General features: G+C 64.2%; 27 protein-coding genes. 26 read left to right on the top strand and 1 reads right to left on the bottom strand.

Translation table 11 applies throughout. The features are described from left to right. Window position 1 precedes the first annotated feature (1 nt). The 26 genes from rplB to galE all read left to right on the top strand — a co-directional run bounded on the left by rplB (window position 2) and on the right by galE (window position 13087). On the top strand, window positions 2–829 hold the full coding sequence (gene rplB / locus Tharo_RS13790; protein WP_107221690.1) for a 50S ribosomal protein L2: 828 nt from the start codon (window positions 2–4) through the stop codon (window positions 827–829). Between the two features lie 10 nt (window positions 830–839). Then, complete coding sequence (gene rpsS, locus Tharo_RS13785) at window positions 840–1115, top strand: 30S ribosomal protein S19 (RefSeq protein WP_004332378.1); 276 nt, start codon at window positions 840–842, stop codon at window positions 1113–1115. Window positions 1116–1129: 14 nt separating this feature from the next. Next, complete coding sequence (gene rplV / locus Tharo_RS13780) at window positions 1130–1459, top strand: 50S ribosomal protein L22 (RefSeq protein ID WP_107221689.1); 330 nt, start codon at window positions 1130–1132, stop codon at window positions 1457–1459. Window positions 1460–1468: 9 nt separating this feature from the next. Further along, window positions 1469–2239, top strand: coding sequence for a 30S ribosomal protein S3 (gene rpsC, locus Tharo_RS13775; protein WP_107221688.1), 771 nt, complete (start codon window positions 1469–1471; stop codon window positions 2237–2239). Continuing rightward, window positions 2239–2655: a 50S ribosomal protein L16 gene (rplP, locus tag Tharo_RS13770; RefSeq protein WP_002931592.1), complete on the top strand. Its 417-nt coding sequence runs from the start codon at window positions 2239–2241 to the stop codon at window positions 2653–2655. The genes rpsC and rplP overlap by 1 nt, the downstream gene beginning before the upstream one ends. 2 nt (window positions 2656–2657) lie before the next feature. Continuing rightward, window positions 2658–2852, top strand: a complete 195-nt coding sequence (gene rpmC, locus Tharo_RS13765; protein ID WP_075148069.1) for a 50S ribosomal protein L29 — start codon at window positions 2658–2660, stop codon at window positions 2850–2852. Further along, window positions 2849–3118 (top strand): 30S ribosomal protein S17, encoded by a 270-nt coding sequence (gene rpsQ, locus Tharo_RS13760; RefSeq protein ID WP_075148070.1) that lies wholly within the window; start codon window positions 2849–2851, stop codon window positions 3116–3118. The genes rpmC and rpsQ overlap by 4 nt, the downstream gene beginning before the upstream one ends. A 153-nt stretch (window positions 3119–3271) precedes the next feature. Continuing rightward, window positions 3272–3640: a 50S ribosomal protein L14 gene (gene rplN / locus Tharo_RS13755; protein WP_075148071.1), complete on the top strand. Its 369-nt coding sequence runs from the start codon at window positions 3272–3274 to the stop codon at window positions 3638–3640. A gap of 11 nt (window positions 3641–3651) precedes the next feature. Next, on the top strand, window positions 3652–3969 hold the full coding sequence (gene rplX, locus Tharo_RS13750) for a 50S ribosomal protein L24 (protein WP_107221687.1): 318 nt from the start codon (window positions 3652–3654) through the stop codon (window positions 3967–3969). A gap of 9 nt (window positions 3970–3978) precedes the next feature. Then, window positions 3979–4518: a 50S ribosomal protein L5 gene (gene rplE / locus Tharo_RS13745; protein WP_107221686.1), complete on the top strand. Its 540-nt coding sequence runs from the start codon at window positions 3979–3981 to the stop codon at window positions 4516–4518. A 7-nt stretch (window positions 4519–4525) separates the two neighbouring features. After that, window positions 4526–4831 carry a 30S ribosomal protein S14 gene (gene rpsN, locus Tharo_RS13740; RefSeq protein WP_107221685.1) on the top strand — a complete coding sequence of 102 codons (306 nt, stop codon included), beginning with the start codon at window positions 4526–4528 and terminating at the stop codon, window positions 4829–4831. A 13-nt stretch (window positions 4832–4844) separates the two neighbouring features. Then, complete coding sequence (gene rpsH, locus Tharo_RS13735; protein ID WP_107221684.1) at window positions 4845–5240, top strand: 30S ribosomal protein S8; 396 nt, start codon at window positions 4845–4847, stop codon at window positions 5238–5240. Window positions 5241–5250: 10 nt separating this feature from the next. Beyond that, window positions 5251–5784: a 50S ribosomal protein L6 gene (gene rplF / locus Tharo_RS13730; protein WP_107221683.1), complete on the top strand. Its 534-nt coding sequence runs from the start codon at window positions 5251–5253 to the stop codon at window positions 5782–5784. Between the two features lie 11 nt (window positions 5785–5795). Beyond that, window positions 5796–6149 carry a 50S ribosomal protein L18 gene (gene rplR / locus Tharo_RS13725; protein WP_075148077.1) on the top strand — a complete coding sequence of 118 codons (354 nt, stop codon included), beginning with the start codon at window positions 5796–5798 and terminating at the stop codon, window positions 6147–6149. A 12-nt stretch (window positions 6150–6161) separates the two neighbouring features. Next, window positions 6162–6686, top strand: coding sequence for a 30S ribosomal protein S5 (gene rpsE / locus Tharo_RS13720; protein WP_107221682.1), 525 nt, complete (start codon window positions 6162–6164; stop codon window positions 6684–6686). A 3-nt stretch (window positions 6687–6689) separates the two neighbouring features. Then, window positions 6690–6872 carry a 50S ribosomal protein L30 gene (gene rpmD, locus Tharo_RS13715; RefSeq protein ID WP_075148079.1) on the top strand — a complete coding sequence of 61 codons (183 nt, stop codon included), beginning with the start codon at window positions 6690–6692 and terminating at the stop codon, window positions 6870–6872. Between the two features lies 1 nt (window position 6873). Continuing rightward, complete coding sequence (gene rplO / locus Tharo_RS13710) at window positions 6874–7311, top strand: 50S ribosomal protein L15 (RefSeq protein ID WP_075148080.1); 438 nt, start codon at window positions 6874–6876, stop codon at window positions 7309–7311. A gap of 15 nt (window positions 7312–7326) precedes the next feature. After that, a complete protein-coding gene (gene secY / locus Tharo_RS13705; protein ID WP_107221681.1) occupies window positions 7327–8652 on the top strand; it encodes a preprotein translocase subunit SecY in 1326 nt (441 codons plus the stop codon). A 4-nt stretch (window positions 8653–8656) separates the two neighbouring features. Next, window positions 8657–8875, top strand: coding sequence for a translation initiation factor IF-1 (gene infA / locus Tharo_RS13700; protein ID WP_075148082.1), 219 nt, complete (start codon window positions 8657–8659; stop codon window positions 8873–8875). A gap of 25 nt (window positions 8876–8900) precedes the next feature. Next, window positions 8901–9014 (top strand): 50S ribosomal protein L36, encoded by a 114-nt coding sequence (rpmJ, locus tag Tharo_RS13695; protein WP_075148083.1) that lies wholly within the window; start codon window positions 8901–8903, stop codon window positions 9012–9014. A 74-nt stretch (window positions 9015–9088) separates the two neighbouring features. Next, window positions 9089–9451, top strand: a complete 363-nt coding sequence (rpsM, locus tag Tharo_RS13690; RefSeq protein WP_075148084.1) for a 30S ribosomal protein S13 — start codon at window positions 9089–9091, stop codon at window positions 9449–9451. 12 nt (window positions 9452–9463) lie between these two features. Continuing rightward, the gene (gene rpsK / locus Tharo_RS13685) at window positions 9464–9853 is read left to right on the top strand and encodes a 30S ribosomal protein S11 (RefSeq protein WP_002931621.1); all 390 of its coding nucleotides are present in this window, start codon (window positions 9464–9466) and stop codon (window positions 9851–9853) included. A 14-nt stretch (window positions 9854–9867) separates the two neighbouring features. Next, window positions 9868–10497 carry a 30S ribosomal protein S4 gene (gene rpsD / locus Tharo_RS13680; RefSeq protein WP_107221680.1) on the top strand — a complete coding sequence of 210 codons (630 nt, stop codon included), beginning with the start codon at window positions 9868–9870 and terminating at the stop codon, window positions 10495–10497. 39 nt (window positions 10498–10536) lie between these two features. Next, window positions 10537–11517, top strand: a complete 981-nt coding sequence (locus Tharo_RS13675) for a DNA-directed RNA polymerase subunit alpha (protein ID WP_107222437.1) — start codon at window positions 10537–10539, stop codon at window positions 11515–11517. Between the two features lie 25 nt (window positions 11518–11542). Continuing rightward, window positions 11543–11941: a 50S ribosomal protein L17 gene (rplQ, locus tag Tharo_RS13670; protein WP_107221679.1), complete on the top strand. Its 399-nt coding sequence runs from the start codon at window positions 11543–11545 to the stop codon at window positions 11939–11941. Window positions 11942–12040: 99 nt separating this feature from the next. Continuing rightward, complete coding sequence (gene galE / locus Tharo_RS13665) at window positions 12041–13087, top strand: UDP-glucose 4-epimerase GalE (RefSeq protein WP_107221678.1); 1047 nt, start codon at window positions 12041–12043, stop codon at window positions 13085–13087. On the opposite strand, the gene uvrA is transcribed toward galE, so the two are convergent. Next, a complete protein-coding gene (gene uvrA, locus Tharo_RS13660) occupies window positions 13048–15933 on the bottom strand; it encodes an excinuclease ABC subunit UvrA (RefSeq protein WP_107221677.1) in 2886 nt (961 codons plus the stop codon). The genes galE and uvrA overlap by 40 nt on opposite strands. Window positions 15934–15942: the final 9 nt, after the last annotated feature.

The raw sequence follows: 15942 nt of genomic DNA, 5'->3' as shown, positions 1-15942 counted from the left end.
CATGGCACTGGTAAAACTGAAGCCCACTTCTGCGGGTCGTCGCGCTCAGGTGAAGGTGGTCAACCCCGATCTGTACAAGGGGCGCCCCGTCGCCAACCTGGTCGAAAAGCAGAGCAAGAACGCCGGCCGCAATAACAACGGCCGCATCACGGTCCGCCACCAGGGCGGCGGTCACAAGCAGCACTACCGCCTGGTCGACTTCCGTCGCAACAAGGACGGCATCCCGGCGAAGGTCGAGCGCATCGAGTACGACCCCAACCGTTCCGCCCACATCGCCCTGCTGTGCTACGCCGACGGCGAGCGTCGCTACATCATCGCGCCGCGTGGCGTCGAGGTCGGTCAGCAGCTGCTCAGCGGTTCCGAGGCGCCGATCAAGCCGGGCAACGCCCTGCCGATCCGCAACATTCCGGTCGGTTCGACGATCCACTGCATCGAAATGACTCCGGGCAAGGGCGCGCAGATCGCGCGTGCGGCCGGGACCTCGGTGCAGCTGCTGGCGCGCGAAGGTTCCTATGCCCAGCTTCGACTGCGCTCCGGTGAAATCCGTCGCGTCCATGTCGAGTGTCGCGCCACCATCGGCGAAGTCGGCAACGAAGAGCACGGTCTGCGCAAGATCGGCAAGGCCGGCGCCAATCGCTGGCGCGGGATTCGTCCGACCGTGCGCGGCGTGGCGATGAACCCGGTCGATCACCCGCATGGCGGCGGTGAAGGCCGCACGGGTGAGGCACGCGAGCCGGTGAGCCCGTGGGGGACGCCGAGCAAGGGTTATCGGACGCGTTCGAACAAGCGCACCGACAACATGATCGTGCAGCGTCGTCACAAGCGTTAAGGGGTAAAAGATGGCACGTTCTATCAAAAAAGGCCCGTTCATCGACGCGCACCTCCTGAAGAAGGTCGACGCGGTGCGGACGAGCAACGACAAGCGCCCGATCAAGACCTGGTCGCGCCGTTCCACGATCCTGCCCGATTTCATCGGCCTGACGATTGCTGTCCATAACGGCAAGCAGCACATTCCGGTGTTCGTGACCGAGAACATGGTCGGCCACAAGCTGGGCGAATTCGCGCTGACGCGGACCTTCAAGGGTCATGCCGCCAGCAAGAAAGCCAAGCGTTAAGGGGACGAGACGACATGGAAACCAAAGCAATGCTCCGTGGCGTGCGCCTGTCGGCCCAGAAGGGCCGCCTGGTCGCTGACCTGATCCGTGGCAAGCGCGTCGATCAGGCACTGAACACCCTGGCGTTCTCGCCCAAGAAGGGCGCGAAGATCATCCGCAAAGTGCTCGAATCGGCGATTGCCAATGCCGAGCACAACGATGGTGCCGATATCGACACGCTGAAGGTCAAGACCATTCACGTGGAAGAGGGCATGACGCTGAAGCGCTTCACCGCGCGTGCGAAGGGTCGCGGCAACCGCATCCTCAAGCCCACCTGCCACGTCTACGTGACTGTCGGCGAGTAAGGAGTAAATATGGGTCAGAAAATCCATCCTACCGGCTTCCGCCTCGCCGTCACGCGTGACTGGGGTTCGCGCTGGTTCGCTTCCAGCCGTGATTATTCCGGCATGCTGCACGAGGACCTGAAGGTCCGCGACTACCTGAAGAAGCGCCTGGCGCACGCCTCGGTCGGCCGCGTGATCATCGAGCGCCCGGCCAAGAACGCGCGCATCACGCTGTTCAGTGCCCGTCCGGGTGTGGTGATCGGCAAGAAAGGCGAGGACATCGAGGCGCTCAAGCGTGATCTGCAGAAGATCATGGGCGTGCCGGTCCACGTGAACATCGAAGAAGTGCGCAAGCCCGAAGTCGATGCCAAGCTGATCGCCGATTCCATCGCCCAGCAGCTCGAGAAGCGGATCATGTTCCGTCGCGCGATGAAGCGTGCGATGCAGAACGCCATGCGCCTCGGCGCCCAGGGCATCAAGATCATGAGCTCGGGCCGTCTCAACGGTGCCGAGATCGCCCGGACCGAGTGGTATCGCGAAGGCCGTGTGCCGCTGCACACGCTGCGCGCCAACATCGATTACGGCGTGTCGGAGGCGAAGACCACCTACGGCATCATCGGGATCAAGGTCTGGGTGTTCAAGGGCGAGATGCTGGGTCGCAACGAGCAGCCGGTGGCGGCCGAACCCGAAGCCGACAACCGCCGTGGTCGCCGTGGCGCGCCGCGTGACGGCGAGGGCCGTCCGGGTCGCCGTCCCGCCCGTCGTGGCGAAGGTCGGCAAGAAGAAAGCAGGAGTGAATGATGCTGCAACCGACTAGAAGGAAGTATCGGAAGGAGCAGAAGGGCCGCAATACCGGCGTTGCCACCCGCGGCGCCAAGGTGTCCTTCGGCGAATACGGCCTGAAAGCGGTCGGCCGCGGCCGGCTGACCGCGCGCCAGATCGAGTCCGCGCGCCGGGCGATGACCCGCCACATCAAGCGCGGCGGCCGGATCTGGATCCGCATTTTCCCGGACAAGCCGATCTCGAAGAAGCCGGCGGAAGTCCGAATGGGTAACGGCAAGGGTAACCCCGAATACTGGGTCGCTGAGATCCAGCCGGGCAAGGTGCTCTACGAAATGGACGGCGTGGCCGAAGAACTCGCTCGCGAAGCTTTCCGGCTCGCTGCCGCCAAGCTGCCGATCGAGACCGTGTTCGTTACCCGTCAGATTGGGGGTTGAACATGAAAGCCACTGAACTCCGCGCCAAGAGCGCAGATGAATTGAACAATGAATTGCTCGAGCTGCTGAAGGCGCAGTTTTCGCTGCGCATGCAGCACGCCACTCAGCAACTGGGCAATACGAGTCAGATCGGGAAGGTCCGCCGCGATATCGCACGCGTTCGTACCATCCTGCGCGAAAAGGCGGGTCAGCAATGAGCGAACAAGTTGAAAAGGTTCGTCGCGCGCTGGTTGGGCGTGTGGTGAGCGACAAGATGCAGAAGACGGTGACCGTCCTCGTCGAGCGCCGGGTCAAGCACCCGCTGTACGGCAAGGTCATTACCCGTTCGGCGAAGTACCACGCTCACGTTGAAGACGGCGTGGCTGCCGCCGGCGATCTGGTGGAAATCGAGGAATGCCGTCCGATTTCGCGCACCAAGACCTGGCGGGTCGCCAAGGTGCTCGAAAAGGCACGCATCATCTGACCAGAGTTACAAGCAAGTCGCAGAAAAACAGCTTGGCGCAGTAGTGCCAAGCTGTTATACTTTTGCCTCTTTGCTCCGGGGCTCGCTCGGGGCATTCTACCCTGACGGGTTCCAAGACTGTCCGCGCATGCGGGATAAGTTGGAGATACTTTCATGATTCAAATGCAGTCCAAGCTGGACGTGGCCGACAACTCCGGTGCGCGCTCGGTGATGTGCATCAAGGTCCTGGGTGGGTCGAAGCGCCGCTATGCCGGCGTTGGCGACATCATCAAGGTTACGGTGAAGGATGCGGCGCCGCGCGGACGTGCCAAGAAGGGCGACGTCTATAACGCGGTCGTGGTGCGCACGGCCAAGGGCGTTCGCCGTCCCGACGGTTCGCTGATCAAGTTCGACAACAACGCGGCCGTGCTTCTGAACAACAAGCTCGAGCCGATCGGCACCCGCATCTTCGGGCCGGTCACGCGCGAGCTGCGCACCGAGCGGTTCATGAAGATCGTCTCGCTGGCGCCCGAAGTGCTCTGAGGAGTCCGTAGATGAACAAGATCCGCAAGGGTGACGAAGTGGTGGTGCTGACGGGCAAGGATCGTGGCCGTCGCGGCACCGTGCTGCGCCGCGTCGATGACGAGCGCGTCGTGGTCGAGGGTGTGAATCGGGTGAAGAAGCATGTTCGTCCGAATCCGCTCAAGGGTGAGGTGGGTGGCATCGTCGAGAAGGAAATGCCGATCCACGTGTCGAATGTCGCGCTGTTCAATCCCGCGACCCAGAAGGGTGAGCGTGTCGGGATCAAGACGCTTGAGGATGGCCGCAAGGTCCGTTTCTTCAAGTCGAACGGCGAGCTGGTGAACGCCTAAGGAGTGACGATGGCTCGCTTGCAACAAGTTTACAAGGACGAAGTCGCGCCGGCGCTGCAGCAGCAGTTCGGCTACAAGTCCGTGATGGAAGTCCCGCGCATCACCAAGATCACCCTTAACATGGGTGTCGGCGAGGCGGTCGGTGACAAGAAGATCCTGGAAAACGCCGTTGGTGACATGACCAAGATCGCCGGCCAGAAGCCGGTCACGACCAAGGCGCGCAAGTCGATCGCCGGTTTCAAGATCCGTGACGGCTATCCGATCGGCTGCATGGTCACGCTGCGCGGTCCGCGCATGTTCGAGTTCCTCGATCGCCTGATCACCATCGCCCTGCCGCGCGTGCGCGACTTCCGCGGAATCGCCTCGAAAGGCTTCGATGGTCGTGGCAACTACAACCTCGGGGTCAAGGAGCAGATCATTTTCCCCGAGATCGAGTACGACAAGATCGATGCGCTGCGTGGCATGAACATCAGCATCACGACCACGGCGAAGACGGACGAGGAAGCGCGTGCCCTCCTCGGTGCGTTCAAGTTCCCGTTCAAGAATTGAGGGTGATATGGCGAAACTCGCTCTGATCAATCGCGAAGTAAAGCGTGCCAAGCTGGTGGAAAAGTTCGCCGCCAAGCGTGCCGCGCTCGTCGCGCAGGTCAAGGACAGCAATCTGTCCGAGGAAGAACGCATGGCCGCTCGCCTGGCCCTGCAGCAACTGCCCCGCAACGCCAATCCGACGCGCCAGCGCAACCGTTGCGCGCTCACCGGGCGTCCGCGCGGTGTTTTTCGCAAGTTCGGTCTGTGCCGCAACAAGCTGCGCGAAATCGCGTTCCGTGGCGAAGTGCCCGGAATGACCAAGGCGAGCTGGTAAGGAGAATTCGAAGATGAGTATGTCCGATCCGATCGCCGACATGCTGACGCGCATCCGCAACGGCCAGCAGGCCCAGAAGGCAACGGTTTCGATGCCTTCGTCGAAGCTGAAGGTTGCGATCGCCAAAGTGTTGCAGGATGAAGGTTACATCGACGCTTACGCCGTGCGCGATGAGGCTGGCAAGGCCTCGCTCGACGTGACGCTGAAATACTACGCCGGCCGTCCGGTCATCGAGCGCATCGAGCGCGTGAGCCGTCCGGGGTTGCGTATCTACAAGGGCAGCGACGATCTGCCGCGGGTGATGAACGGCCTCGGTGTCGCCATCGTGTCCACGCCGCGCGGTGTGATGACCGACCGTTCGGCGCGCGCGAACCGCGTCGGTGGCGAAGTCATCTGCCTCGTCGCATAAGGGGGGAACGATGTCTCGTGTAGCGAAGAATCCGGTCGTGATCCCGCAAGGGGTGGAAATCAGCATTTCCGCTTCCCAGGTCGCGGTCAAGGGCCCGTTGGGCTCACTCATCCAGCCGCTCAGCCCCGCAGTCAGCGTCGAGCGTGAAGGCGATGCCCTGGTGTGCAAGGCCCGTGACGGCGTGCCCAATGCACGCGCGATGTCGGGCACCGTGCGCGCTCTGCTGAACAACATGGTTACCGGGGTCTCGAAGGGTTTCGAGCGCAAGCTGACCCTCGTCGGTGTGGGTTACCGCGCCCAGGCTCAGGGTGACAAGCTGAACCTGTCGCTGGGCTTCTCGCATCCGGTCGTGCACCAGATGCCGGCCGGCGTGAAGGTTGAAACTCCGACCCAGACCGAAGTCGTGATCAAAGGTATCGACAAGCAGCAGGTCGGCCAGGTCGCAGCCGAGGTGCGTGCCTACCGCGCTCCCGAACCTTACAAGGGCAAGGGCGTCCGTTATTCGGACGAAGTGGTGGTCCTCAAGGAAACCAAGAAGAAGTAAGGCGGTTCGTCATGAACAAGAAAGAAACTCGTCTTCGCCGTGCGCGCAAAACTCGCGCCAAGATTGCGGAGCTCAAGGCGGTTCGCCTGACGGTGTTCCGGTCCAACTGCCACATCTACGCCCAGGTCATTTCGGGTTGCGGTTCCCGCGTGCTCGCGGCCGCTTCGACGGTCGAGGCCGATGTCCGCGCCCAGGCCCCGAACGGCGGCAACAAGGCTGCGGCCGAGCTCGTCGGCAAGTTGATTGCCGAACGCGCCAAGGCTGCCGGTGTCGAGCAGGTCTCGTTCGACCGCTCGGGCTTCCTGTATCACGGCCGCGTGAAGGCGCTGGCCGAGGCTGCCCGTGAAGGCGGCCTCAAGTTCTAAGCGAGGAATCGTATGGCCAAGCAGCAAACCAAACGTGCGCAAGCCTCCGACGAGCGCGATGACGGCCTGAAGGAGAAAATGGTCGCGATCAACCGCGTGACCAAGGTCGTCAAGGGCGGCCGTATCCTCGGCTTCGCCGCGCTGACCGTGGTCGGCGACGGCGACGGTGGGATCGGCATGGGCAAGGGTAAGTCCCGCGAAGTGCCGGTGGCGGTGCAGAAGGCGATGGACGAAGCGCGTCGCAAGATGCGCAAGGTGTCCCTCAAGAGCGGCACCCTGCAGCACACCGTGGTCGGCAAGCACGGCGCCGCCTCGGTGCTGATGCAGCCCGCTCCGGCCGGTACCGGCATCATCGCCGGTGGTCCGATGCGTGCCGTCTTCGAGGTGATGGGCGTGACCGACGTCATCTGCAAGTGCATCGGCTCCGCCAACCCGTACAACGTCGTCCGTGCCACGATCAACGGCCTGATGGCGATCAACACCCCGGCGGAAATTGCGGCCAAGCGCGGCAAGTCCGTCGAAGAAATCCTGGGGTAAGCGATGTCGGACAAGAAAATCAAGGTGACGCTCGTCAAGAGCGTGATCGGCACCAAGCAGTCCCACCGCGCTACGGTGCGCGGCCTCGGCCTGCGCCGGCTCAACCACACGGTTGAGCTGGCGGACACGCCCGAGGTCCGGGGCATGGTCAACAAGGTGTCCTACCTGCTCAAGTGCGAGGGTTGAAATGCGCCTGAATACCATCAAACCCGGTGACGGTTCGAAGAAGACCGCCCGTCGCGTCGGTCGTGGCATGGGCAGCGGCCTGGGCAAGACCTGCGGCCGCGGCCACAAGGGGCAGAAGTCTCGCGCCGGCGGTTTCCACAAGGTCGGCTTCGAAGGCGGCCAGATGCCGCTGCAGCGTCGTCTCCCGAAGCGCGGTTTCGTGTCGCTGACGCGTGCGCGCAACGTTGAGGTGCGCCTGTCCGAACTGGACAAGCTGCCGGTCGATGAAGTCGATCTGCTGACGCTCAAGCAGGCGGGCGTGATCGCCGCGGATGCGCTGTCCGCCAAGGTCGTGCTGTCGGGGGCGATCAACCGCAAGGTTGTGTTGCGCGGTGTCGGTGCTACCCAGGGTGCCAAGGCGGCGATCGAAGCTGCCGGCGGTTCCGTGGCGGCCGAGTAAACAAGGGAAACGGTTGTGGCGAATCCTCCTGCCACGCTGGGAAGCACGGGGCGGTTCGGCGACCTCAAGCGTCGCCTGCTGTTCCTCGTGGGCGCGCTGATCGTCTATCGCATCGGCGCCCATATCCCGGTTCCCGGGATCGACCCCGAGCGACTGGCCGAGCTGTTCCAGTCCCAGGCGGGTGGCATTCTCGGGGTGTTCAACCTGTTCTCGGGCGGCGCGCTGTCCCGCTTCACCATCTTCGCGCTGGGCATCATGCCCTACATCTCGGCCTCGATCATCATGCAGTTGATGACGGTCGCGGTGCCGCAGCTGGAGGCGCTGAAGAAGGAAGGCGAGGCCGGAAGACGCAAGATCACGCAGTACACTCGCTACGGCACGCTGCTGCTTGCCTTCGCCCAATCGCTGGGGATCGCGATTGCCCTCGAAGGGCAGCCGGGCCTGGTGCTCGATCCGGGGCTGATGTTCCGCTTCGTCACCTTGGCGACGCTGGTGACCGGGACGATGTTCCTGATGTGGCTGGGCGAGCAGATCACCGAGCGTGGCATCGGCAACGGCATCTCGATCATCATCTTCGCGGGGATCGTCGCGGGGCTGCCGAGTGCGATCGGGGGGTTGTTCGAACTGGTCCGTACCGGTGCGATGCATCCTTTCACCGCGCTGTTCATCTGCGTGCTGGTGGCGCTGGTGACCGCTTTCGTGGTGTTCGTCGAGCGTGGGCAGCGCAAGATCCTGGTCAATTACGCCAAGCGTCAGGTCGGCAACAAAGTGTATGGCGGACAGAGCTCGCACCTTCCGCTGAAGCTGAACATGTCGGGCGTGATTCCGCCGATCTTCGCCTCCAGCATCATCCTGTTCCCGGCGACGCTGGGGCAGTGGTTCGGTTCTTCCGAAGGCATGTACTGGTTGCGCGACATCGCATCCACGCTGTCGCCGGGCCAGCCGATCTACGTGATGCTGTACGCGCTGGCGATCGTGTTCTTCTGCTTCTTCTATACGGCATTGGTGTTCAATGCCCGGGAGACGGCGGACAACCTGAAGAAAAGCGGTGCGTTCGTTCCCGGGATCCGTCCCGGCGACCAGACCGCTCGTTACATCGACAAGATTCTCATGCGGCTGACGCTGGCCGGAGCGGTGTATATCACCCTGGTCTGCCTGCTGCCCGAGTTCCTGATCCTGAAGTGGAACGTCCCGTTCTATTTCGGCGGCACCTCGCTGCTGATCATCGTCGTGGTGACGATGGACTTCATGGCCCAGGTCCAGGCGTTCGTGATGTCGCATCAGTATGAGAGTCTGCTGAAGAAGGCGAATTTCAAGGGGGCGGGTTTCCCGGGCAGGTAAGTCCATGTCGAAGGAAGATGTGATTGAAATGCAAGGCGAGGTGACCGAAAACCTCCCCAATGCGACATTCCGCGTCAGGCTCGAGAACGGACATTACGTCCTTGGCCACATTTCCGGGAAAATGCGGATGCACTACATCCGGATCCTGCCCGGCGACAAGGTGACGGTACAACTCACCCCCTACGACCTGACCAAGGGCCGGATCGTTTTCCGGACCAAGTGAAGAACAGAGAAACAGGAGCAAGACCATGAGAGTCCAGGCATCGGTAAAGCGGCTCTGCCGCAATTGCAAGATCGTTCGCCGCAAGGGAGTGGTTCGCGTAATTTGCAGCGATCCGCGGCACAAGCAGCGCCAGGGTTGATCAAGTCAACGCCAGGGTTGATCAAGTCAACGCCAGGCATTAGAATTTAATGTTTCGCATTTTGGGGTAGACGGATGGCCCGTATTGCTGGGGTAAACATTCCCAATCACAAGCATGCCGAGATCGCGCTGACCGCCATCTATGGGATCGGCCGTTCGCGTGCTCAAAAGATTTGCGACGCTGCCGGTATCCAGCGTTCGGTGAAGGTCAAGGATCTGACCGAGTCGGACATGGAGAAGCTGCGTGACGAAGTCGGTCGCTTCGTTGTCGAAGGCGACCTGCGTCGTGAAGTCACCATGAACATCAAGCGACTGATGGACCTGGGCTGCTATCGCGGCGTTCGTCATCGTCGTGGCCTGCCGATGCGCGGTCAGCGTACCCGCACCAACGCCCGCACCCGCAAGGGCCCGCGCAAGGCGATCGCCGGCAAGAAGTAATAGGAACCGATAATGGCTAAGACTGGAACGAAGGTTCGTAAGAAGGTCAAGAAGAACGTCGCGGAAGGCATCGCGCACGTTCACGCGAGCTTCAACAATACGATCATCACCATCACCGACCGTCAGGGCAACGCGCTGTCGTGGGCGACTTCGGGTGGCGCGGGCTTCAAGGGCTCGCGCAAGAGCACGCCGTTCGCGGCCCAGGTGGCGGCCGAAGCGGCCGGCAAGGTCGCTCAGGAATGCGGCATCAAGAACCTCGAAGTCCGCATCAAGGGCCCCGGCCCGGGGCGAGAGTCTTCGGTTCGCGCTCTCAATGCGCTGGGGATCAAGATTTCCAGCATCACGGACATCACCCCCATCCCGCATAACGGCTGCCGTCCGCCGAAAAAGCGTCGTATCTGACAAGGAGTTGATAAGTGGCTCGTAATCTCGATCCCAAGTGCCGTCAGTGCCGTCGCGAAGGCGAAAAGCTGTTTCTGAAGGGCGAAAAGTGTTTCACCGACAAGTGCGCCATCGAGCGCCGCGCCTATGCGCCGGGCCAGCATGGCCAGCGCTCCGGTCAGCGTCTGTCGGGGTATGGCGTCCAGCTGCGTGAAAAGCAGAAGATCCGCCGTCTCTACGGCGTGCTCGAACGCCAGTTCCGCAAGGTCTATGCCGAAGCTGACCGCCGCCGCGGCCAGACCGGCGAGAATCTGCTCCAGCTGCTCGAAGGTCGCCTGGACTCCGTCGCCTACCGCATGGGCTTCGGCGCTTCGCGTGCCGAAGCGCGCCAGGTCGTGCGCCACAACGGCGTGCTGGTCAATGGCAAGCGCGTCAACATTCCGTCGTACGTGGTGCGCCCGGGCGACGTGCTCGAGCTGACCGAGCGTGCCCGCAACCACCTGCGGGTCAAGGCCGCGCTCGAAGCCGCCGGTTCGCGTGGCTTCCCGGAGTGGCTCGAAGTCGATACCAAGGCCGGCAAGGGCGTGTTCAAGGCCTATCCGGTGCGCAGCGAACTGCCTGCTACGATCAATGAAGGCCTGGTCGTGGAACTGTACTCCCGCTGATCGGGAGACGGATCCTCTTCTAGTTCCGAGGGAATGCCGATGCAAAGCAATGCACTGCTGAAACCGCGCATCATCGACGTCCAGAGCACCTCGCCGGTCCAGGCGCGGGTGACCATGGAGCCGTTCGAGCGCGGCTTCGGCCACACGCTGGGGAATGCGCTGCGGCGCATCCTGCTGTCGTCCCTGCCCGGGCATGCGGCCACGGAAGTGACGATCGAAGGCGTGCTTCACGAGTATTCGACGCTCGACGGGGTGCGCGAGGACATCGTCGATCTGCTGCTCAACCTGAAGGGCGTGGTGTTCAAGCTGCATAACCGCAGCGAGACCACCCTGCGTCTGGCCAAGTCCGGCGAAGGGGTGGTGACGGCGGGAGATATCGAAATCGGTCACGATGTCGAGATCATCAATCCCGATCACGTCATTGCCCATCTGGCTCCTGGCGGCAAGCTCGACATGCAGATCAAGGTCGAGGCCGGGAGGGGCTATGTTCCCGGCAACGCTCGCCCGGCCAATGCCGAGAGCAAGTCGATCGGGCACATCGTGCTCGACGCCTCGTTCGGTCCGGTGCGGCGCGTCAGCTACCTCGTCGAAAGCGCGCGGGTCGAGCAGCGTACCGACCTCGATCGCCTGATCATCGACATCGAGACCAACGGTGCGGTCGACCCGGAAGAAGCGATCCGCTTCGCCGCCCGCGTGCTGATGGATCAGCTGTCGGTATTCGCCGACCTCGAAGGCACCCCGACCACGCCCCAGGCGGCGGCCGAGCCGAAGATCGATCCGGTGCTGCTGCGCCCGGTGGATGACCTGGAGCTGACGGTGCGTTCGGCGAACTGTCTGAAAGCCGAAAACATCTACTACATCGGTGATCTGATCCAGCGCACCGAGACCGAGTTGCTGAAGACCCCGAACCTGGGTCGGAAGTCGCTCAACGAGATCAAGGAAGTGTTGGCCTCCCGCGGGCTGACGCTTGGCATGAAACTGGAAAACTGGCCGCCGGCCGGGCTTGAGAAGCTCGGTTGAGTCGCCGGGCAAGTGAGGAATTGAAATGCGTCACCGTAACGGTCTTCGCAAGCTGAATCGTACCAGCAGCCACCGCCAGGCGATGTTCCGCAACATGGCCAACTCGCTGCTGCGTCACGAAGTCATCAAAACGACCCTGCCGAAGGCGAAGGAACTGCGCCGGGTGGTCGAACCGATGATCACCCTGGGCAAGAAGCCCAGCCTGTCGAATCGCCGCCTCGCGTTCAACCGCCTGCGCGATCGCGACATGGTGGTCAAGCTGTTCGACGAGCTGGGGCCGCGCTACGCCACGCGCAATGGCGGCTACCTGCGCATCCTGAAATGCGGTTTCCGCGATGGCGACAACGCGCCGATGGCCTACATCGAGTTGCTCGATCGTCCGGACGTCGACGCGGTTGAAGTGGAAGAAGCGGAAGCGGCCTGATTTCGGGGCGCTCGCAAACGAAGAACCGGGCCCGGCCCGGTTTTTTTTCGCTTGCCAGTAAATCCGGCCCCGCAGGGGTCGTGTCGAGGGAGGGCCGTCATGGGGGCGATCCTGGTTACGGGGGGGGCAGGCTACATTGGCTCCCATACCTGCGTCGAACTGCTCGAAGCTGGGCGTGAAGTCGTCGTCGTCGATGACCTCTCGAACGCCTCGCGGGAGGCTCTGCGCCGGGTCGAGGAGATCAGCGGCGCTGCGCTGGCGGGTTTCATCCAGGCGGACGTGCGCGATCGGGCGGCCCTGGCCGGAGTGTTCGCCGCCTTCGACATCGAGGCGGTGATCCATTTCGCCGCCAGGAAGGCGGTGGGCGAATCGGTCGCGCAGCCTCTCGCGTATTACGACAACAACCTCCAGGGCCTCTTGAGCGTCCTCCAGGCCATGGGCGAAGCCGGCTGCCGGCGGATCGTCTTCAGTTCGTCGGCGACGGTGTATGGCGCTTCGGTGCCGATGCCCGTCACCGAGGATGCGCCCACTTCCGCGACCAATCCCTACGGCCGGACCAAGCTGATGGGCGAACAGATCCTGCGCGATCTCGCCGCCTCCGACCCGCGCTGGAACATCATCCTGCTGCGCTACTTCAATCCGGTCGGCGCTCATCCGAGCGGACGCATCGGTGAGGATCCAGAAGGCCTGCCGAACAACCTGATGCCCTTCGTCAGCCAGGTCGCGGTGGGCCGTTTGCCCCGCCTGCAGGTGTTCGGCGGCGACTACCCCACTCCCGACGGTACCGGCGTGCGTGACTACATCCACGTGGTGGATCTGGCGCAGGGCCATCTGCGCGCGCTGGAGAAAATCGACCGCCTGCCCGGAGTCACGACGCTGAACCTGGGAACGGGGCGCGGCTACAGCGTGCTGGAAATGATCCGTGCCTTCGAGCGGGCGTCGGGGCGGGCGGTGCCGTACGACATCGCCGCCCGGCGTGCGGGTGACGTCGCCGCCTGCTGGGCCGATCCGGCACGCGCCGCGGCGGTGTTGGGCTGGCGCGCGGTACGCGACCTCGCGGCGATGTGCGAGGACGCCTGGCGCTGGCAGCGATGCAACCCGCAGGGCTACCGGGGCGCCGTGCCGTCCCCGGAGGACGGCGCGTAGGCGGGATCGCCTGCGGCGCGGGCCGGCGCCTCGAGCATGCGGCGCAGATAGCGCCCGGTGTAGCTGCCAGGCGCGGCGGCGACCCCCTCCGGCGTACCCTGGCACACCACCCGCCCGCCGCCGTCGCCGCCCTCCGGCCCCATGTCGATGATCCAGTCCGCAGTCTTGATGACGTCGAGGTTGTGCTCGATGACGACGATGGTGTTGCCGTGGTCGCGCAGGCGGTGGAGCACCTTCAGCAGCAGTTCGATGTCCTGGAAGTGGAGGCCGGTGGTCGGTTCGTCGAGGATGTAGAGGGTGCGCCCGGTGTCGCGCTTGGAGAGTTCGAGCGCGAGCTTCACCCGCTGGGCCTCGCCGCCCGACAGCGTGGTTGCGCTCTGGCCGAGGCGGATGTAGCCCAGGCCCACGTCCACCAGGGTGTCGAGCTTGCGCGCCACTGCCGGCACCGCGCGGAAGAATTCCTGCGCCTGCTCGACGGTCATTTCCAGCACGTCGTGGATGCTGCGGCCCTTGTAGCGGATTTCCAGGGTCTCGCGGTTGTAGCGCTTGCCGTGGCAGATGTCGCAGGGCACGTACATGTCGGGCAGGAAGTGCATTTCGACCTTGATCAGGCCGTCGCCCTGGCAGGCTTCGCAGCGTCCGCCGCGCACGTTGAAGGAAAAACGCCCCGGCCCGTAACCGCGCGCGCGCGCTTCGGGAACGCCGGCGAACAGCTCGCGGATCGGCGTCAGCAGGCCGGTGTAGGTCGCCGGATTGGAGCGCGGCGTGCGTCCGATCGGCGATTGGTCGACGCTGATCACCTTGTCGAAGGCGTCGAGGCCGGCGATGTCGTCGTGCGCTGCCGCCTCGGTGGCGGAGCCGTACAGGCGACGGGCCGCGGCCGCGGCGAGAGTGTCGTTGACGAGCGTCGATTTGCCCGAGCCGGACACCCCGGTGACGCAGGTGAACAGGCCGCCGGGAAAATCCACCGTGACATTCTTCAGGTTGTTGCCGCGCGCGCCGGTGATGCGCAGCCAACGTCCCGGATCGGGCGCCGTGCGCCGCGCCGGAAGGGCGATTGCGCGCCGCCCGGCAAGGTAGTCGCCGGTCACCGAGGCCGGATTGGCGATCACTTCGGCGGGAGTGCCGTGGGCGACGATGTGACCCCCGTGCGCGCCCGCACCCGGCCCCATGTCGACGAGGTAGTCGGCGCTGCGGATCGCGTCCTCGTCATGCTCGACCACGATCACGGTGTTGCCGAGGTCGCGCAACTGCCCGAGGGTGGCGAGCAGGCGGTCGTTGTCGCGCTGATGGAGGCCGATCGACGGCTCGTCGAGGACGTACATGACGCCGGTGAGGCCGGAGCCGATCTGGCTCGCCAGGCGGATGCGCTGGGCCTCGCCGCCGGACAGGGTGTCGGCGGAGCGGTCGAGCGACAGGTAGTCGAGGCCGACGTTGAGCAGGAAGCCGAGGCGGTCGGAGACTTCCTTGACGATCTTGTCCGCGACCTGGGCGCGCGCGCCGCTGAGCTGTAGTCCGGCGAAAAAGTGCTGGCACTGGCCCAGCGGCAAGCGGCCGATCTCGTGCAGGGCGCGCCCGCCGATCTGCACGTGGCGGGCTTCGGCGCGCAGGCGGCTGCCGTTGCAGGCCGGGCAGGCGCGGGTCGCACGGTACTTGCCCAGTTCCTCGCGCACCGCGGTCGAGTCGGTTTCGCGCAGGCGGCGTTCGAGGTTCGGGATGATGCCCTCGAAGGTGTGTTCCTTGAGCACCATGCGGCCATTGTCCGCCATGTAGCGGAACGCGATCTTGTCGCGCCCGGAGCCGAACAGCACCACTTCGCGGATCTTCTCCGGCAGCGCCTCGAATGCCGTCTCGATGTCGAAGCGGTAGTGCGCGGCGAGGCTCGCGAGCATCTGGAAGTAGAACTGGTTGCGCCGGTCCCAGCCGCGGATCGCGCCCGCGGCCAGCGACAGCTCGGGATGCGCCACCACGCGCAGCGGGTCGAAGTATTCGACCTGACCGAGGCCGTCGCACTTCGGGCAGGCGCCGGCCGGATTGTTGAACGAGAACAGGCGGGGTTCGAGCTCGGCCAGTGCGAAGCCGCACACCGGGCAGGCGAAGCGGGCGGAAAACAGGTGCTCGCGGGCGCTGTCCATCTCGACCGCGAGCGCCCGGCCATCGGCATGGGTGAGCGCGGTCTCGAAGGATTCGGCGAGGCGGCTGCGCAGTTCGGGGCGTACCTTGAGGCGGTCGATCACCACCTCGATGGTGTGGCGACGGCCTTTTTCCAGCGCTGGCAGGGCATCGAGCTCGTGCACCTGGCCATCGACCCGCACGCGCACGAATCCCTGCGCGCGCAACTCGGCGAACAGTTCGTGCTGCTCGCCCTTGCGCTCGCTGACGACCGGGGCGAGGATCATCAGCCGGGTCTCCTCCGGCAGCGCCAGCACGTGGTCGACCATCTGCGCCACGCTCTGCGCCTCGAGCGCGTGCTCGGGGTGTTCGGGGCAGTGCGGGGTCCCGGCGCGGGCATAGAGCAGGCGCAGGTAGTCGTGGATTTCGGTGACGGTGCCCACCGTCGAGCGTGGATTGTGGCTGGTCGCCTTCTGTTCGATCGAGATCGCCGGCGACAGCCCTTCGATCAGGTCCACGTCCGGTTTTTCCATCAGCTGCAGGAACTGGCGCGCGTAGGCCGACAGCGACTCGACGTAGCGGCGCTGGCCTTCGGCGTACAGGGTATCGAAGGCCAGCGAGGACTTGCCCGAACCCGACAGGCCGGTGATCACGGTCAGCCGGTTGCGCGGCAGATCGATGCTGATGTTCTTGAGATTGTGGGTGCGGGCACCGCGGATGCGGATTTCGTCCATGGAGGCGCC

Source organism: Thauera aromatica K172 (genome assembly GCF_003030465.1).
Classification (GTDB): domain Bacteria; phylum Pseudomonadota; class Gammaproteobacteria; order Burkholderiales; family Rhodocyclaceae; genus Thauera; species Thauera aromatica.
The sequence above is the reverse complement of the archived record's forward strand: the minus strand, read 5'-3'. Positions and strand labels throughout refer to the sequence as shown.

Coding starts and splice junctions, on each gene's coding strand:
- rplB (WP_107221690.1), top strand. CDS start 2: ATGGCACTGGTAAAACTGAAGCCCACTTCTGCGGGTCGTCGCGCTCAG.
- rpsS (WP_004332378.1), top strand. CDS start 840: ATGGCACGTTCTATCAAAAAAGGCCCGTTCATCGACGCGCACCTCCTG.
- rplV (WP_107221689.1), top strand. CDS start 1,130: ATGGAAACCAAAGCAATGCTCCGTGGCGTGCGCCTGTCGGCCCAGAAG.
- rpsC (WP_107221688.1), top strand. CDS start 1,469: ATGGGTCAGAAAATCCATCCTACCGGCTTCCGCCTCGCCGTCACGCGT.
- rplP (WP_002931592.1), top strand. CDS start 2,239: ATGCTGCAACCGACTAGAAGGAAGTATCGGAAGGAGCAGAAGGGCCGC.
- rpmC (WP_075148069.1), top strand. CDS start 2,658: ATGAAAGCCACTGAACTCCGCGCCAAGAGCGCAGATGAATTGAACAAT.
- rpsQ (WP_075148070.1), top strand. CDS start 2,849: ATGAGCGAACAAGTTGAAAAGGTTCGTCGCGCGCTGGTTGGGCGTGTG.
- rplN (WP_075148071.1), top strand. CDS start 3,272: ATGATTCAAATGCAGTCCAAGCTGGACGTGGCCGACAACTCCGGTGCG.
- rplX (WP_107221687.1), top strand. CDS start 3,652: ATGAACAAGATCCGCAAGGGTGACGAAGTGGTGGTGCTGACGGGCAAG.
- rplE (WP_107221686.1), top strand. CDS start 3,979: ATGGCTCGCTTGCAACAAGTTTACAAGGACGAAGTCGCGCCGGCGCTG.
- rpsN (WP_107221685.1), top strand. CDS start 4,526: ATGGCGAAACTCGCTCTGATCAATCGCGAAGTAAAGCGTGCCAAGCTG.
- rpsH (WP_107221684.1), top strand. CDS start 4,845: ATGAGTATGTCCGATCCGATCGCCGACATGCTGACGCGCATCCGCAAC.
- rplF (WP_107221683.1), top strand. CDS start 5,251: ATGTCTCGTGTAGCGAAGAATCCGGTCGTGATCCCGCAAGGGGTGGAA.
- rplR (WP_075148077.1), top strand. CDS start 5,796: ATGAACAAGAAAGAAACTCGTCTTCGCCGTGCGCGCAAAACTCGCGCC.
- rpsE (WP_107221682.1), top strand. CDS start 6,162: ATGGCCAAGCAGCAAACCAAACGTGCGCAAGCCTCCGACGAGCGCGAT.
- rpmD (WP_075148079.1), top strand. CDS start 6,690: ATGTCGGACAAGAAAATCAAGGTGACGCTCGTCAAGAGCGTGATCGGC.
- rplO (WP_075148080.1), top strand. CDS start 6,874: ATGCGCCTGAATACCATCAAACCCGGTGACGGTTCGAAGAAGACCGCC.
- infA (WP_075148082.1), top strand. CDS start 8,657: ATGTCGAAGGAAGATGTGATTGAAATGCAAGGCGAGGTGACCGAAAAC.
- rpmJ (WP_075148083.1), top strand. CDS start 8,901: ATGAGAGTCCAGGCATCGGTAAAGCGGCTCTGCCGCAATTGCAAGATC.
- rpsM (WP_075148084.1), top strand. CDS start 9,089: ATGGCCCGTATTGCTGGGGTAAACATTCCCAATCACAAGCATGCCGAG.
- rpsK (WP_002931621.1), top strand. CDS start 9,464: ATGGCTAAGACTGGAACGAAGGTTCGTAAGAAGGTCAAGAAGAACGTC.
- Tharo_RS13675 (WP_107222437.1), top strand. CDS start 10,537: ATGCAAAGCAATGCACTGCTGAAACCGCGCATCATCGACGTCCAGAGC.
- rplQ (WP_107221679.1), top strand. CDS start 11,543: ATGCGTCACCGTAACGGTCTTCGCAAGCTGAATCGTACCAGCAGCCAC.
- galE (WP_107221678.1), top strand. CDS start 12,041: ATGGGGGCGATCCTGGTTACGGGGGGGGCAGGCTACATTGGCTCCCAT.
- uvrA (WP_107221677.1), bottom strand. CDS start 15,933: ATGGACGAAATCCGCATCCGCGGTGCCCGCACCCACAATCTCAAGAAC.